13 protein-coding genes are annotated in these 16732 nt (G+C 29.1%); 6 read left to right on the plus strand and 7 right to left on the minus strand.

Annotated features, from left to right (window positions below; genetic code table 11):
* Positions 1-1490: glycine--tRNA ligase (locus GQ540_RS05400; protein ID WP_291798454.1), on the plus strand; the 1490-nt coding region annotated here is incomplete at its 5' end.
* A 72-nt stretch (positions 1491-1562) separates the two neighbouring features.
* On the opposite strand, the gene GQ540_RS05405 is transcribed toward GQ540_RS05400, so the two are convergent.
* The 4 genes from GQ540_RS05405 to GQ540_RS05420 are packed head-to-tail and all read right to left on the minus strand — an operon-like array spanning position 1563 to position 6843.
* Positions 1563-2117 carry a DUF3575 domain-containing protein gene (locus tag GQ540_RS05405; RefSeq protein ID WP_291798457.1) on the minus strand — a complete coding sequence of 185 codons (555 nt, stop codon included), beginning with the start codon at positions 2115-2117 and terminating at the stop codon, positions 1563-1565.
* Between the two features lie 60 nt (positions 2118-2177).
* Complete coding sequence (locus tag GQ540_RS05410; protein WP_291798459.1) at positions 2178-5570, minus strand: hypothetical protein; 3393 nt, start codon at positions 5568-5570, stop codon at positions 2178-2180.
* A 33-nt stretch (positions 5571-5603) separates the two neighbouring features.
* Positions 5604-6086, minus strand: coding sequence for a methylated-DNA--[protein]-cysteine S-methyltransferase (locus GQ540_RS05415; protein ID WP_291798461.1), 483 nt, complete (start codon positions 6084-6086; stop codon positions 5604-5606).
* Entirely contained in the window at positions 6076-6843 is a 768-nt protein-coding gene (locus GQ540_RS05420; protein WP_291798463.1) for a TatD family hydrolase, read from the minus strand. Before GQ540_RS05420 ends, GQ540_RS05415 begins: the two co-directional genes overlap by 11 nt.
* Positions 6844-6942: 99 nt before the next feature.
* Here GQ540_RS05420 and GQ540_RS05425 point away from each other — a divergent pair, with 99 nt between their 5' ends.
* A complete protein-coding gene (locus tag GQ540_RS05425; RefSeq protein ID WP_291798466.1) occupies positions 6943-7668 on the plus strand; it encodes a hypothetical protein in 726 nt (241 codons plus the stop codon).
* Positions 7669-7684: 16 nt separating this feature from the next.
* Here the strand turns inward: GQ540_RS05425 and GQ540_RS05430 are convergent, their stop codons facing one another.
* Positions 7685-8419 carry a hypothetical protein gene (locus GQ540_RS05430; protein ID WP_291798469.1) on the minus strand — a complete coding sequence of 245 codons (735 nt, stop codon included), beginning with the start codon at positions 8417-8419 and terminating at the stop codon, positions 7685-7687.
* Position 8420: 1 nt separating this feature from the next.
* Positions 8421-9002 (minus strand): sigma-70 family RNA polymerase sigma factor, encoded by a 582-nt coding sequence (locus GQ540_RS05435; protein WP_291798471.1) that lies wholly within the window; start codon positions 9000-9002, stop codon positions 8421-8423.
* A gap of 118 nt (positions 9003-9120) precedes the next feature.
* On the opposite strand from GQ540_RS05435, the gene GQ540_RS05440 reads away from it, so the two are divergent.
* The 4 genes from GQ540_RS05440 (at position 9121) to GQ540_RS05455 (ending at position 15448) form a co-directional block, all read left to right on the plus strand.
* Entirely contained in the window at positions 9121-10173 is a 1053-nt protein-coding gene (locus tag GQ540_RS05440; protein ID WP_291798474.1) for a hypothetical protein, read from the plus strand.
* 126 nt (positions 10174-10299) lie between these two features.
* Positions 10300-12294: a PKD domain-containing protein gene (locus GQ540_RS05445; RefSeq protein ID WP_291798477.1), complete on the plus strand. Its 1995-nt coding sequence runs from the start codon at positions 10300-10302 to the stop codon at positions 12292-12294.
* A 6-nt stretch (positions 12295-12300) separates the two neighbouring features.
* On the plus strand, positions 12301-14973 hold the full coding sequence (locus GQ540_RS05450) for a CHAT domain-containing protein (RefSeq protein ID WP_291798479.1): 2673 nt from the start codon (positions 12301-12303) through the stop codon (positions 14971-14973).
* Positions 14974-14995: 22 nt separating this feature from the next.
* Positions 14996-15448: a retropepsin-like aspartic protease gene (locus GQ540_RS05455; protein WP_291798482.1), complete on the plus strand. Its 453-nt coding sequence runs from the start codon at positions 14996-14998 to the stop codon at positions 15446-15448.
* Between the two features lie 55 nt (positions 15449-15503).
* Here GQ540_RS05455 and odhB read toward each other — a convergent pair whose 3' ends face one another.
* Positions 15504-16703 (minus strand): 2-oxoglutarate dehydrogenase complex dihydrolipoyllysine-residue succinyltransferase, encoded by a 1200-nt coding sequence (gene odhB, locus GQ540_RS05460; protein ID WP_291798486.1) that lies wholly within the window; start codon positions 16701-16703, stop codon positions 15504-15506.
* Between the last annotated feature and the right edge of the window lie 29 nt (positions 16704-16732).

Genomic DNA, 16732 nt, shown 5'->3' on the forward strand with positions numbered 1-16732 from the left:
ACGGTTACGTATTTCAATCTAGTGAAATTTATGATGGCTTAAGTGCAGTGTATGACTATGCACAAAATGGTGTTGAATTAAAGAAAAACATTAGAGAATACTGGTGGAAAGCAATGGTGCAAATGCATGAAAACATTGTTGGATTAGATGCTGCAATTTTTATGCATCCAACAACGTGGAAAGCTTCAGGTCACATTGATGCATTTAACGACCCATTAATAGATAATAAAGATTCTAAAAAAAGATATAGAGCCGATGTTTTAATTGAAGACTATGTTGGAAAACTAGATACTAAAATTGAAAAAGAAGTTGCAAAAGCAGCAAAACGCTTTGGCGGCTCTTTTGATAAAGAACAATTTTTGGCAACCAACCCAAGAGTTGTTGGTTATAAAGAAAAAGGAGATGCAATTTTACAACGTATGGGTAAATCTTTAGAAAAAGAAGATTTAGCAGATGTAAAATTATTGATTGAAGAATTAGGTATTGGTTGTCCACTTTCTGGATCCAAAAACTGGACAGACGTTAAGCAATTTAACTTAATGTTTGGAACTAAATTGGGAGCTTCAGCCGATACGGCGATGGATTTATATTTACGCCCTGAAACGGCACAAGGTATTTTTGTAAACTTTTCAAATGTGCAAAAAACGGGAAGAATGAAAATTCCTTTTGGTATTGCACAAACAGGAAAAGCCTTCAGAAATGAAATAGTTGCTCGTCAATTTATTTTCCGTATGCGTGAATTTGAACAAATGGAAATGCAATTTTTTGTACGTCCTGGCACTCAAAAAGAATGGTACGAACAATGGAAAGAAACACGTTTAAAATGGCACTTGTCATTAGGAATGGGTAAAGATAATTACCGTTTTCACGACCACGAAAAATTAGCACATTACGCTGATGCAGCTTCAGATATAGAGTTTAGATTCCCGTTTGGGTTTAAAGAATTAGAAGGAATTCATTCTCGTACAGATTTTGATTTAAAAGCACACGAAGAACATTCAGGAAAAAAATTACAATATTTTGACCCAGAATTAAATGAACATTACACACCATATGTTGTTGAAACATCTATTGGTTTAGATAGAATGTTTTTAGCTGTATTTTCAAATTCTTTACAAGAAGAAGAGTTAGAAAATGGTTCTACACGTACAGTGTTAAAATTACCTTCAGTATTAGCTCCAACAAAAGCAGCGATTTTACCGTTGGTTAAAAAAGATGGATTACCAGAGGTAGCTCGTAAAATTGTAGAAGATTTAAAATGGGATTTCAATGTTGCTTATGATGAAAAGGATGCCGTTGGAAGACGTTATAGAAGACAAGATGCAGCTGGAACACCATTTTGTATTACTGTAGATCACGATACACTAAGCGATAACTCAGTTACAATTCGCTATAGAGATACTATGGAACAAAAGCGTGTAAAAATTGAAGAATTACGTTCAATAATTAAAGAAGATATTGACGTTAAAAACTGGTTAATGAAAATGTAATAGTTACATTTTACTATATGAAAAAAGAGGTTGCTTTTATAAAAGCAACCTCTTTTTTATGTGTAAGAGTTTTTAAAACCGATAACCAATTGAAACACCACCTCTACCAACTATTTCAAAGTCATGATTGTCAATTAGATCTCTACCAATTCCAAGATAGATTTCGGCAACAAAACCTCTTTTTGAAACAAATTTAGCACCTGCTGAAATTCCAACAGCAAAATCTGTATATTTTTCGGTATTATAAATATCTGTATAAGGTGGAAAATCAGCATACCCTACAATTAAATCTTCTTCTCCAGAGTGTAGCATCGTAAATACTTCAACAAAAAAACCACTAGCATATTTATTAGAAAAAAAGTGCCTGTAGTAGGGTGTAATTGAAAAAGTTCTATATTCATCTAAACCGCTATTATCATTAGGATCTTTTTTATCAATATTAAATAGAACATTAACACCAAATGCTGATTCTTCATTTAGTATTTTTTCATAACCAACATCAAGAAATTTAAAGCCAATTAAGTTAGACATGTTGATTTTTAATTCATTGTTACCCATTTCATTTTCTTGAGCAAAAGTTGATAAACTAGCAACGACTAAAATTACAGAGAGTAATATTTTTTTCATAGGTTAAAATTTAATTTATAAGTAAAGATAATAGCAAAAATTAAACCAAAGTAAAAAAAATTAAAAAATTGCTTTTAATTGTATCGTTCCTGTATGCACAGTTTGTGAACTTTCACTTTTTCTACCTAAATAATTTAGGTTTAAATTTAGAAATGAATTTAATTTTTTATGAAATAACAAGCTCCAAGTATAATTTTTCCCAGGTTGTAAACCTTCTAACATTTGATAGGCAACAGGCGAATTATTTAAGCCTTCAAAACTATTATTAAAAATATTTACTTCCGTTTTTAGTAAGCTTTTTAAGCCGTTTGCATAGTTAATAGCAATTCCCAGTTTTTGAAGGTTTAAAGTTTCTAAACTCCCTAGTTTGTTTTCTTTGTTTTTTAGTTCATAGAAAAATGAAAAATAGGTGTTTTTATTATAATAGTAAGATAATTTTGGGTGTATTGTAGTGTTATCTAATTCATAATTTCTATTTGTGAAATTTAATGAGTTACTGGTGTTTTTAGAATTATTTATATTGAAATTAAATTGCCAAAACTCACCCAATTTATGTTCAAATTGAAGTTGATGCATTTGCAATGTATTCTCTAAATTATCAATAGTTGTAGTCGCTTTATTTTGGGATTTTATAAAATTATAAGCGGTTGAAAATTGTTTTTTCCCTTTGTTGAAATACAAGCTGTTATTTAGGTTAAAATTTAACCCAAGTAAATTGGTATTATTAATATCAAACGGATTTAAATTAAACGCGTTATCTAATTTTTTCTGCTTACTATCAATTAAAATAAAAGTCTGATTGTTAAAATGTGAAAGTATTTTTTTAACGCCACTTTTAGTATTCCATTGTTGTGGATTAATAGTTAACGTTTGTGAAAATTTGTTTTGATGTGTAGCAATATAATTTACGTTTGGTAAAATAATTCGTAAATATTCAGCTTGATCGGTAAATTGAGCAATTTCAAACTCATTTAATTCTTTAATCCCATTTTCATTATAATCTATCCACGTATAAAAACCTTGTCCGGGTTCGGTTTTAATATAGGTATAATCTTGTTGAGGTAAAGTCCCAGAAAGTGTTTGATACACGATGTTAAAAGCTAAAAACTGATTGAATAATTGCTGTTTGTAAACTAGTTTTGAATTTAAAGATTCTTCATCGTTGAAATTCATATTTTTAACAGTTCGGTAATTTATGTATGCATTTAAATTAGCCGTTTTAGTATTTATAAAACTAGATTTTAAATAGTAGGTTTTTGAAGTATTCACCTGCTTAAAAGTATTATTTTGAATACTATCAGTTGCTCTGAAATTAACACCAATTTGAGTAAATACTTTTGAAGAATCTCCAATACCTAAAAAGGCTTCATACTCATTGTATTTATGACTTAAATTTAACAATGTATTTGTTGAAATTTCACTTCTTTCATTTTTTTCAGCATTTATATTTAAACCAAACCACTTATTTTTTAAATTGTATTTAGTGCTTATATAGTACCTGTAGAAAGTTCCTTCTTCTAAAGTTGTTTTGTTTTTTAATAAGCTGCTATTAAAATTAAGTGATAGATTTTTATGAATTAAATTTCCATATAAATGATGTTTATTCCCTTTAAAATAATCATTAAATTCTAGATTTTCAAATTCATAATTTAGGGTACTATTTTGTTGGTTTGAAAGCTCTAACTTTGTGCTTACTAGTTTTTGATTTCCCGTTGTAGTTTCAATATTCCAATCTCTGTTAAATTCTACTGCTTGAATTCGTTCAATACTTTTAAAATCTTTATGAATAAAGTCAAATTTTAAATTACTTTTTAGTTGCCATTTATTTTGAAAAATTATTTGTTCCCAACCCAATTTTGTGGCAAGTCCTTTATTTGTTGCATTATCTAAGGTTGAAAATAAATTAACATCGTTATTACTAAAAGCAGTTTCAGCACTAATTGTTGTTTTTTTAGAAGGATTATAAGCGGCTTTAAATACAGCAATTTGTAATTTATTTGGCGCAATTAATTGAATTACAGGATTGTAATTTCCTAAATTCTCTCCAGCATATTCAAAAACCTTCCCAATAGCAATAACATCTTTTAATAGATAACTACCCAAATTTTCACCAACATATGTAAAAGTTACTTGGTATAATTCATCAGTTTCATTGTTTGAAAATTCAAAAATTTCAGTAGTTCCAACTAGTATTTTTTTATACAAAATTTTGTCTTCAGAAAAAGTATCTACAAAAGCTGATGGTGTCATCATTTCGTTTGTATTGTTACCAGCATCAGCTAATAGTTGTTTTTGTTCGTTACTTAAATCTTGTTCTAAAGGCTGGTTTTTTAAATCGTTTTCATTGTAAAAATACCCACTCACAGTTAATTTATCACTTTTGTAACTTACATTATTATACGTTATAAAACGCGTGTACACTCTATCTGTAAATTGGTATTCAGCAGTAATTCTCATATCTGCTGTTATTGGGGAAGTGGTGTTAAAAGTAATTTCAGCAGTATTATAATCAATTGTATAATCGTTATTTTCACCTCTTTTTAATAAGCTACCATTTGCATAAATTTGTTCTGTTCCCGATAAAATTAAAATATAAGTGTTACTATTTAAATCGGATAATTTATAAGGGCCTTGATTTCCTTCCTGACCGTTAAACTGTACTTTTTTGTATTTACCTTTAACAATTGCCCCTGAAGTTTGTAAGTTAATTTCAGATTTCCCCTTTTTTATAGTTGCATTTACTGCTAAACCTGAAACTTTTTTGTTGAATTTTAAAAAAGAAGTTTTGTTATTATTTAAATAAATATCACCCGCATTAACACTCCAATTATTACTATATAATTCAATATAAACACGATCAAATTCATTTAATTTATACGTATTCCCATTATCTTGAATTGGTAAATTTGTATCAATAATTGAAGCTTTTAAAGTCACTTTATCATTCAATTTACCTTCAATTTGTAAATCTAAAGAAGCGTTTACAACGGCGTTTTGGTTATTTCCAACGGTAACCCCACGAGTAATATTTCCAACGGTATTTAAGCCTTTGAAAGGTTTAAAAGGTAATTTTTTCTCATTGGTGGTTAAGCTGTATAATTGTGTTTGATCTGTTGCTTTAGAAACAATTAATTTTTTATCGAATTTAAAATAATTTTTTGTTAAAAAATCTGGATAAGAAGTATATTGAACAGTTATTTCTGAGAATTTAGTTAGATTTCCTTTTTTAAAAATCAGTAAAGATTTTGAGAAATCAATACTGTACTTTGAAGTATCAATTTCTACATTTGAATTAGAAAAAACTTTAAAATTAAACGGACTAATGCTAACGGTGCCTATTTTTAGTGTATCATTTTTAACCAAAAAAGTTTTTAAATGAACATTTTTTGATTGAATTTGCGCGTGTATTGAAACGCTAATTAAAAGAACCAAGAAAAGTAAACCTTTTGTCATTTTTTAAACTAACGTTGAAAAGTTAAATATAGTTTAAAATAATGATTGTTGCGGCGATGGACTTTCATGTGCTAATAACCATTTTTTACGCCATAAACCACCAGCATAACCTGTTAAAGAACCATCACTTCCAATAATTCTATGGCAAGGAATTACAATCCAAATGGGGTTTTTCCCATTTGCTGATGCAACTGCTCTAATTGCTTTGGCATCTCCTAATTTTTTAGATTGCTCTAAATAATTACGTGTTTTTCCAAAAGGCATGTTCAATAATTCATTCCAAACTCTTTTTTGAAAATCGGTTCCTTGAGGGTTTAACTTTAGGTTAAATTCAGTTCTGGTTCCGTTAAAATATTCTTCTAATTGTGTTACACATTTTTGTAATGCTTCAGGAATAATAGCTGAAGTTTCAATTTTTTCATCTAAAACTGTAATTGATTGAATTCCGTATTCGTCACCTTCAATTTTAGCAGTTCCAATAGGTGTTTTATAATATGTGGTTTGTTTAGATTCCAAAGATATTTTTCGAGTTTTGAGTGGTTATTTCAGCAATTTCTTGCGGACTCAAGTTATAAATATCAGCTAATTTATCCAATACTTTGGTAATATAACTGCTTTCATTTCTTTTTCCTCTAAAAGGAGTTGGTGCTAAATACGGTGCATCGGTTTCTAGTACAATATGCTCTAAAGGAATTTTATTTAAAAACTGATCTATTTTTCCATTTTTAAATGTTACAACACCACCAATTCCTAATTTCATATTGTAAGAAATTGCTTTTTTGGCTTGTTCTAAATTTCCTGTAAAGCAATGAAATATTCCAAAGAGTTTGTCACCTTTCATTTCTTCTAAAACTTCAAAAATTTCATTAAAAGCATCTCGGCAATGAATAATAATTGGCAAGTTTTTTTCTTTAGCCCATTCAATTTGAGTTTTAAAAGCAAGTTGTTGTTGTTTTAAAAAAGTTTTATCCCAATACAAATCAATACCAATTTCACCAACAGCATAAAAGTTACGTTTGTCTAACCATTCTTTCACAAAAGCTAATTCTTTAGCTACATTTTCTTTCACATGTGTTGGATGTAAACCCATCATTAAAAAAGTGTTATTTGGAAATTTTTTTTCCAAATCTAACATGGCGTTAAGATATGTTGAATCTATTGCTGGAATAAAAAAACGTGAAACACCAGCGTTAATAGCACGTTGTACCATTTCGTTTCTGTCTTCGTCAAATTGTTCGCTATATAAATGTGTGTGCGTATCTGTAATTATCATTGGGTAAAAGTAATTAAAAACTTACAAACTTTTTATTCAATTTTTTAACACTAATATCCATTTTATAGTTACATTAGTTTATGATTAAACACCTGTAGATTGATGAAAATAAAATATATAATTATAGTATTTACATTGCTTGTTTTTAATAATTCCTATACGCAAGAATGGAAGTCTCTAAAAACTTATCAAATTGAAACAGGAAACAATATATTACTAGATGGCTGTTGGTTAAAGAAAGATCGAAAAAAACAAACGGAAGTTTGGAATAAAGCAAATATTTTTAATTTATCGGCAATAAATGGAAATTTAAAATATAGTTCTATAAGTCAAATTAGAGATTTTTATAATTGGTTTGATGTTGAAAGAAAAAAGAAGGGTCATGAAATTATAGGTGTAGGAATTGCATCTGTTGCTGCCAATCAATTATCAAAAATGGATAATTTTTTTATTCGTTTTTTTATTGTTAGAAATAAAGAAATTGTACAATTTGCCAATAACGGTTCTAAAAAAGTATTTGAATTTGCATTTCCGTTATTAAAAGAAGTTTACTTTTCTAAAGAAATTCTAAAGAATGAAAATGCTAGGTTGTGGGATTTAAAACATGGTGAAATTGAGCAGTGTGAAATACTAGAACCTCTATATTATAAATTATCTTTTAAAGCTATTTATAGGTTAGAAAAAATGGCAAAAGGAAATGGGATTTTTAATTTAGGAGTTCCTAACGAATTAAAATATGAAGGTAAAATTGACAATTGTCAAACACGATTTGAACATGGGAAAACCAAATTGTTATTGTATTATTTAGAGAAAAACCCGAATTAAAGCTTAGCGCTTTATTTTAAAGTTTCCTCAATAACTTTTTCGCTTGTTTATATTCGTCAGCACTTTCAGGAATTGTTTGTAAAACGTATTTACACGCTTCAAACTGTTCTTGTTTTAACATGCTTAAAGCTTTATACCAAGATGCATTATTTTTAAATGCTGAATTTCCATTGCTAATTTCATCAAAAATAATATCAGCATCAGCATAACTATTTAATTCAAGATAACAGATTCCTTTATACAATTCAATTTCAATATCGTTAGAATTTGATAACTGAGTTAAATAAGTTAGTGCTTCTTTATAATTTTTAGAATTAAATGCTTCTTGCGCTCTTATAACAGTTTCATTATTATCACTCCTTACAACTAATTCTAATGAATTATGGTTAGAAAAATCACCATAAACAGGTTCTCCATTATTGAATAAGAAAAAACCAATTAATAACGCAATACTTGCAGCAACCATGTATTGTTTATAATTTAATAATGAAATTATTTCACCTTTTTTCTTTGTTGAATTTTCTGGTTTTATATATTTTGAACCTAAATTTGAAAGTGTATTTCTTAATGCTTTTTCTTTTTCTTCATTTTCATATTTGGAACTTAATGAAGTTTCCAAAGCTTTATAAATTTCAAATTCTTGCTTAAAATCTGCGTCAGAATTTAGTTGCTCTTCAAAAGTTATTAGTTCTAAATTTGATAATTCATTATTTAGATACTTATCGAATGTTATGTAGTTCTCTTTTTTCATTTTAGTAGGCTTTTAGTTGATGAAATTCACTTGAATTTTTCACAAGCTGAGTTAATTTACCCATACATTGCGATTTCTTCTTACGAGCATAACCATAAGTAACGCCTAAAATTTCTGCAACTTTCTCCATTGATTTAATTTTAAAGGTGGTTTTTAATAATTCTTGACATTTTGCACCTAATTCTTTAAATTTTAATTCGAAAAGCTGATGTTGTTGCTCAAAAATTTCAGTTTCTTCAACTTGTTGTTCTTGCTCTTCAGTAATAGATGTGTCATCTTCTAAAATTGTTACCCTATTATTTCCTCTTTTTTTTAGTTCATTCAACCATCTCCTTTTACATAATAAATAGAAGTACGCATCAAACGGACACGTAAGCACAAAATTTTTCTCTTTTGCTTGGTGGTAAATAGTGACCAATGTTTCTTGAATAATATCTTGAGCATCATCAGAGTTTCCGTTGTTCTTTTTCACATACGAAATAATTTTATGAGAAAACTTCAAATAAATTTCAGAAAGTACTTTGCTGTTGTTTTTCAGTAAAGCCTCAATATATATTTGATCTGCGTGTGGTTTTTGAATCATTTATAATAGTTAGAGATAGCTAATTTAAAATTTTTTTCAGAAAAAGGGGTAACAAAAAATAAAACCTGTTGATATGTTAGTGTAACACAAATTTAAAAACAATTAATATTTAATAATTATGAAAACACAAAAACAAAATTTCACAAACTTAAACAATAGTAAAGTTGTGAGTAGTATTTTAAAAAATGTAGTAGGATTATCTATACTTGTTTTATTTGCAAGTTGTATTAAAGACAACGATGAAGTTGTAGAACCTCAGCCAGATGGTGAAGCTTTAGCAACACGTTTTGAAGATAACAGAGCAGATGCTGTTCAAGAATTTATAGTAGACGCTGAAGATGGTGGTGTAATTACAGGAACTCAAGGAACAGAAGTTACTTTTCAACCAAACTCATTTGGTTTAAATGGAGTACCTGTAACAGGAAACGTAACCGTAAAATTAATTGAAATTTACGATAAAGCTTCTATGCTTTTAAAAGACAAATCTACTTTGGGAAAAAGAGCTAACGGAGATAAAGAAGCGCTAAAATCGGCAGGTGAATTTTATATTGATGCTGAACAAGATGCAAATGACTTAGAATTGTTAGAAATGGCGAGCGTTCAAAGCAGACCAGTTGATTTTGCAGATTTAGATGGTGGAATGCAAATTTTTAGAGGTGGCGATGATGATTGTGATGGAGATGGTATTGATAACGATTGTGATTGGGTAGAAGCTGATGAAGATGGAAATGGTGAAACTGATGATGCTCAAATTAGAGACGGACAAGGTGCTGATGGTGAATTTGCAACATACAATTATGATATTGGTGATTTTGGATGGACAAATTTAGACAGATGGTACAGTTTTGCAGGACCAAAAACAGAAATTTTTATTGATGTGCCAGCTGAATTTAACCAAGATAATTGTGCTGTATATTTATCATATGATGGTGAACCAACAGCTTTAGCAAGAATGGATACTTGGAATACAACATTAGAAATGTTTACAGAACATTACGGATTAATTCCTGTTGGATTAGAAGTACACATTATAATGGTTGCTGAAATAGACGGACAATTAAACTACGCAATACAAGGAACAACAATTGTTGAAGATCACGTTGAAGTGATACCAAGTTTAAGTCCAATTACACAACCAGCTTTAGAAGCCTTAATTAATGACTTACCGTAATGTCCTCACATAAATTGTAGTAATTTAATAGAAATCTCTCTTGTCTTTGTTGATAAGAGAGATTTTAAAGCGTATAAAAAAATCAATATAGAATGCTTTTTTTATATTTGTTTAAATACACTAACTATGAAAAATCACCTTTTACTAATATTTGTGCTTTTGTTTCAAACTATTTTTTATGCTCAAAGCATAGAAAATGATACAATTACAAGAACTGCAACTATTGAATATACTGTAAACGGAAATAAAGTTTCTTTCAATCCAAAAACACCTCAATTAAATCAAATTGCAGGAGCACCAAAAGCATTTTATACGTATTATTGGGAGTTTGGTGATGGTGATTATAGTTTTGAAACAGCACCAAAACACACCTATAAAAAGAAAGGGAATTACAAAACGCAACTATCAGTAACTAATAATTATGATGATGGAAAGCCACCAGCAACACGCCCAAAAGAAGTTGCTATTCATGAAACTAATTTGGATACTTCTGAAAACGAAAATCATTATTTAGTAGCTGCTCATAATGGTTTTAGATTACAAACGAATAGAGATCCAGTACCTAATGAAGAAATGCAATTGGCACTTAGTTATGGAAATACAAATGAGTTTCCAACCAACGGGAAAATATATGTGTTTTTTAATGAAGTGAAATACAAAGCTAAAAATTTCGAGCTTACTGATGTTAGATTACACCACAATGAAAATGAAATTACTTCAGAAATAATTGCTAATAATGAAAGGTATATTTCAAAAGATGAATTTATAAAAACTACAGGTATTTCAACTTTTATAGATGAAAAATTGGTGGTGAACGATACCTTAAATCAAAACTTACCATTAACATTAGAAGCAGCAAAAAGCTATTATCAAGATGTTAAAATTTATGATGTTGATAATTTAGAAGCGAACGAAGAGCGTTCTATGTTTTTTAGTTTTAAAACAACACCTGAAATGTTGAAAGATACAAGTGCAGTAATTTCAATTAGAAGTATTTATGTGCCTGAACGCGGTAATGATTCGCATAAAGTGTTAACCAAAGAAATGGAAATTGTAACCTCGCACGACCCAAATAAAATGGCAGTTTATGATACGAGATTAAATTACAGATTGGTGCGTTTTAAACGATTGAAATATAAAGTTAGATTTCAAAATGATGGTGAAGGACCAGCAAGATTGATAAAATTAAATGTAGATATTCCTGAAATGTTAGATAAATCAACATTAAAAGTGTTGGATATGTACCCTGAATGTCCAATTTGCCCAGATGAAGAAGTTAGATATAGTTGTTTAGATACTATTATTTCAAAAGACCAGATTTCATTTCAGTTTAAAAATATTTATTTACCGGGAACTGCTCAAAAAGGAGTTCATGATAAAGATTCTACCAAAGGGTTTGTAAAATACTCCATGAAATTTGGAAAGGATTTTCATAAAGTAAAATCAAAAAGTAAAACTGCCATTATTTTTGATAAAAACGAACCAATAATTACAAATACATCAACATCTCGTTTTTCTCCAGGAATTTCAATTGGTGTAAAATCTGGATATAATAGTTATTTAGATGTGAAAGATTCTAAAAGTTATTTTGTTGGGGCAACAATTTCTCCTTATAAATCGTATAAAAAATATTTACAAGCTGAAATTATGATTGGAACTCATGAATTTGGAGATTTTAGCAGTGTGAGTGAGCAATTAGGACCACTAGATTTATCAGATGGAACTTTAGTTGATAGTGCAATTAGATTTGATGAAACCAACTCAGAAATTTCAAAGATAAACATTGATGTAGTGCCAATTTCATTTCGTTATAATTTAAATGGAGTTATTGGGTTAGGAGTTGGACCTCAACTTTCTTTTGATATTTCTAATAAGTCAAATAACATAACAACTTCAAGTTATTTTACTTATTTAAAAGATAGAATAGGTGATCCTATTGAAGCTCTTAACGAAACAAAAACTACAGAGAATACATCATCATTTAGGGATCTAAAATATGGGGTTTTTGGAGATGTAACTATTGGTGCATCTAGAATTGGCCCAAGTGTTGGAGTGCGTTATATTTATAATTTTAACGAACCACATTCCCAGCTTCATTTTTATGCAATTTGGAAAATATAAAGAACAATGCTTAAAAATGTAGTCATCCTGTTTTTTGCTTTTTTTAATGTTATTTCAGTTGCTCAAAATACTGATTCTAAACTTAAAACAACGTTAGATTCATTAAAACAACAAGATAATTTTTCTGAATTTATTTATATACAACTTGATGAATACGCTAAAAATCCATCTATTGAAGACTTGAAATTATTTGATGAAGTTTTAACTAATTTATGGCGTAACCCAAAAGATAATAAAGAGAAAACAGCACAACTTTATTTACACACTAATTATGCTTATAACCTGAAGAAATTTGGATTTATAAACCCGTCTGTAATTCAATATGAAGAAGCGTATGCCATTTATAATAATAACATTCAATTTGATATTATTGAGTATTGCTTAAAGCCTTTAGCTAATAATTACACCAGATTGGGTGATGTTGATAGAGCTGAAGATATTTTAAAAATCACTATTGAAAAGGCTCAGAAAGATAATAATACTACTCAAATAATAGCCGGATATTCAAATTTAGCAACTGTTTTTAGAACTAAAGGCGAATATTTAAAGGCTATTAATTATTTAAATTTAGCATTGAATTTAGGTGAGGAAAAAGAAGTTAATTCTAGAATTTATTCAGATTTAGCCATCAACTTTTTGTATTTAAGTGATATTGAAAAAGCGAAAGAGAATGTACAACTTTCAAATCAGTTTAATGTTGGTAATAACAGTTCAATTTCAACAAAAAACAATATCATATTAGCAAATTGCTTCGTTCAAAGTAAAAAGTTTAACAAAGCAATTGTTCAATTTGAAAGTGCTTTAAAAAATGCCAAAAAAGTATTTGGTGAACACGATAGGGAAGTTGCTAAAATTTACAATCAAATTGCTGAAGTTTTTGCCCTGACTAATCAAAGAGAAAAAGGATTAATTTATTATCAGAAATCGTTAAGTGTTTTGCTTCCAAAGTACCATCCAAAAACTATTTTTGAGAATCCGAAAGCAACTTATTTTTATTCTGAAAACACCTTAAAAGAAGCTTTGGATGGAAGAGCATTACTATTTATTAAACAAAATGATTATAAAAATGCGTTAAAAAATTATGAATTAGCTTTTAAAGTTGAAGATGAGTTAAGAGCCTCTTTTTTAAGCCAGAATGCAAAATTAAATCAACAACAAGAGAACAGAAACAGAAGTGAAAACTGTATTGATTTGTGTTACGAGTTGTATCAACAAACCAATATTATTAATTGGCTTGAAAAGGCGTTTCAGTTTGCAGAACAATCTAAATCTGTTGTATTATTAGAAGCAAAAGAAATTGCTTTTCAAAAGTCAACAATTAAAAATGATCCTTTATTTGTGATTGAAAAGAACTTACTTTTTAAGAAATCACAATTAAATAAAAACCTCACTATTGAAGAATTAAAAGGTGAAAAAGCATCAATAAATTTATTAGCAAATTTAACAAAAAAACGCGCCCTTATTTTTAATGAGTTACAATTGTTAAAGCAAAAAATTAAAGAGAAATATCCAACATTAACTGTTAAAAAAGACAGTTTAATTACCTTCAAAAATATTGAAGAAAAACTATTACAAAACAATGAACAATTAATGGAGTTTTTTGATGGGAAAGAAAATGTGTATGTCTTTTCAATTTCAAAAGGAACTGAACCAAAATTAGATAAGATTGTAAAAACAGATAATTTTAAAGAACAAATTTCAGAATTTTTAAATTTGTTTGCTGATAGCAGAGGAAGTATTTTACAAAATAATGTTGCTAAATACACTTCGTTAGGTTATCAGTTGTTTAAAAACATATTCAAAAAAGAGTTATCAAAAAATACAATTATAGTTCCTGATGGGTTGTTTTCCTTCCTTCCTTTTGATGCTTTAATTACAGAAAAAACTGCAATTACAAATTTTGGAAAATTATCATATTTACTTAAAAAAAGCAATATAAGTTATGCCTTTTCAGCTTCAATTTTAATGCAAGATGATATGGTTAAAAGAAAGGAAAATGAAAGTTTTATTGGTTTCTTTCCGGTTTTTGAAAATAACCACCGTAAACTATCTGAGCTTAATTATACATTGAAAGAAGCTGAAAGTATAGAAAATAGTATAGATGGTACGTATTTAATGAAACTAAAAGCTACAAAATTAGCCTTTAATCAGTTAGCGAAAAATTATTCCATTATTCATTTATCAACTCATGCAACTTCAGGAGGTTATTATTCTCCGCCTGCAATTGAATTTTATAATGAAACACTGTATTTGCCTGAAATTTACGGCTATAATTTTAAAACAGATTTATTGGTTTTAAGCGCTTGTGAAACGGGTTTAGGCACTTTAAGAAGAGGTGAAGGAGCAATGAGTTTAGCTCGTGGATTTTCATATGCAGGTGTCAAGAATTTACTTGTTTCTTTATGGAAAGTAAATGATAAGTCTACCGAAGAACTCATGGCTGATTTTTATAAAAATTATAAGAAAACAGGAAATAAATCGGCTGCATTACATCATTCAAAACTAGCTTATATTGAAAACTCAACAATAGCAGCAAGTAAAAAATCACCTTATTATTGGGCAAGTTTTATATATATTGGAGATGTAACTTCACTTGAAAACAGCCACTTTAATTTTATGTGGTTTTTAATTGTTGGATTCATTTTATTAGTTGGATACTTTCTTTTAAAAAAGCGTTAAATTTGATCGAAATAACTACTGCATGAAATTAAATAACATTCTTTTAAGAAAAGGATATACCAAAATAAAGCTCAAAAAAATTAACACCAATCATTTTGAGTTAAAAGCAACTATAAATGGTGTAAAAGGTAGGTTTATTTTAGATACTGGAGCTTCTAACTCTTGCGTTGATATTAATTTAGATTTTAAGTTTAAATTAGATGTTGAAGATTCTGACACAAAAGCTGCAGGAGCTGGTGCAATTGGTATTGAGACTAAAATTTCTTCAAAAAATAAGCTTAAATTAAAAGGTTGGCGCTATCATAACTGTGATATTGTATTATTAGATTTAACACATGTAAATACTGCTTTAACTGAGCACAATGCTAAAGCAGTTGACGGAATTATAGGCGCTGATGTTCTTGAAAAAGGCAAAGCAATAATAGATTATAAAAATCAATTGTTGTTTTTAAAAAAGTTGATATATAAATTCTAAACAAAAAACCGAACAAATAGCTCGGTTTTCAGTTTTATATTATAATAGTGATGAATTATAATTCCAATGTTTTTTTAGGATTATTATCCATTAAAATTTCAACCGGATTTTCTAAAGCTTCTTTTACAGCAACTAAAAAACCAACCGATTCTCTTCCATCAATAACTCTGTGGTCATAAGATAAAGCAACATACATAATTGGTCTAATAACAACCTCGCCATTTACAGCAATTGGTCTTTCAACAATATTGTGCATTCCTAAAATTCCGCTTTGAGGAGGATTAATTATTGGAGTTGACAACATAGAACCAAACACACCACCATTTGTGATTGTAAAAGTACCACCAGTCATTTCATCAACAGTAATTTGACCATCACGAGCTCTTATTGCCAAACGTTTAACTTCGCTTTCAACACCTCTAAAAGTTAAGTTTTCAGCATTTCTAATTACAGGAACCATTAAACCTTTTGGTCCTGAAACAGCTATTGAAATATCTTTAAAATCGTGTAATATTTTATAATCGCCATCTAACATTGAATTTACATCAGGAAATAATTCTAAAGCTCTAACAACTGCTAATGTGAAGAAACTCATAAAACCAAGTCCAACTCCGTGTTTTGCTTTAAACGTTTCCTTATACTCGTTACGTAAATCAAAAATGGGTTGCATATCTACTTCGTTAAAAGTAGTAAGCATAGCAGTTTCATTTTTAACTGTAACCAAACGTTGTGCTACTTTTCTGCGAAGCATAGACATTTTTGAACGCTCAGAATTACGAGAACCACCAGCAGGAGTTCCCATACTTGGCGTTGCATTTACAGCATCGTCTTTAGTAATTCTTCCATCTCGCCCTGTTCCTTTTAATTCAGAAGCGGCAATTCCTTTTTCATCTAAAATTTTCTTTGAAGCAGGCGAAGTAGTACCGCTAGCATACGTAGTTTTAGTTTCAGCAGGTTTTTCTACTGCTTTTGCTGCTTCAGTTTTAACTTCTTTAGTCGTTGTACCTTCAGGTTTTTGGCCTTCTAAATCAATTAAACAAACAACTGCACCAACTTCAACAGCATCACCTTCTTCAGCTTTTAAAGTAATAATACCACTTTCTTCAGCAGGTAATTCTAGTGTTGCTTTGTCTGAGTCAACTTCAGCAATTGGCTGATCTTTTTCTACATAATCACCATCTTCAACTAGCCAAGTTGCAATTTCTACTTCTGTAATAGATTCTCCCGGAGAGGGAACTTTCATTTCTAAAATCATCTTATTATTTTTTTGATCTTTTTTATTTT

This window comes from Lutibacter sp. (genome assembly GCF_013139515.1).
Classification (GTDB): Bacteria; Bacteroidota; Bacteroidia; order Flavobacteriales; family Flavobacteriaceae; genus Lutibacter.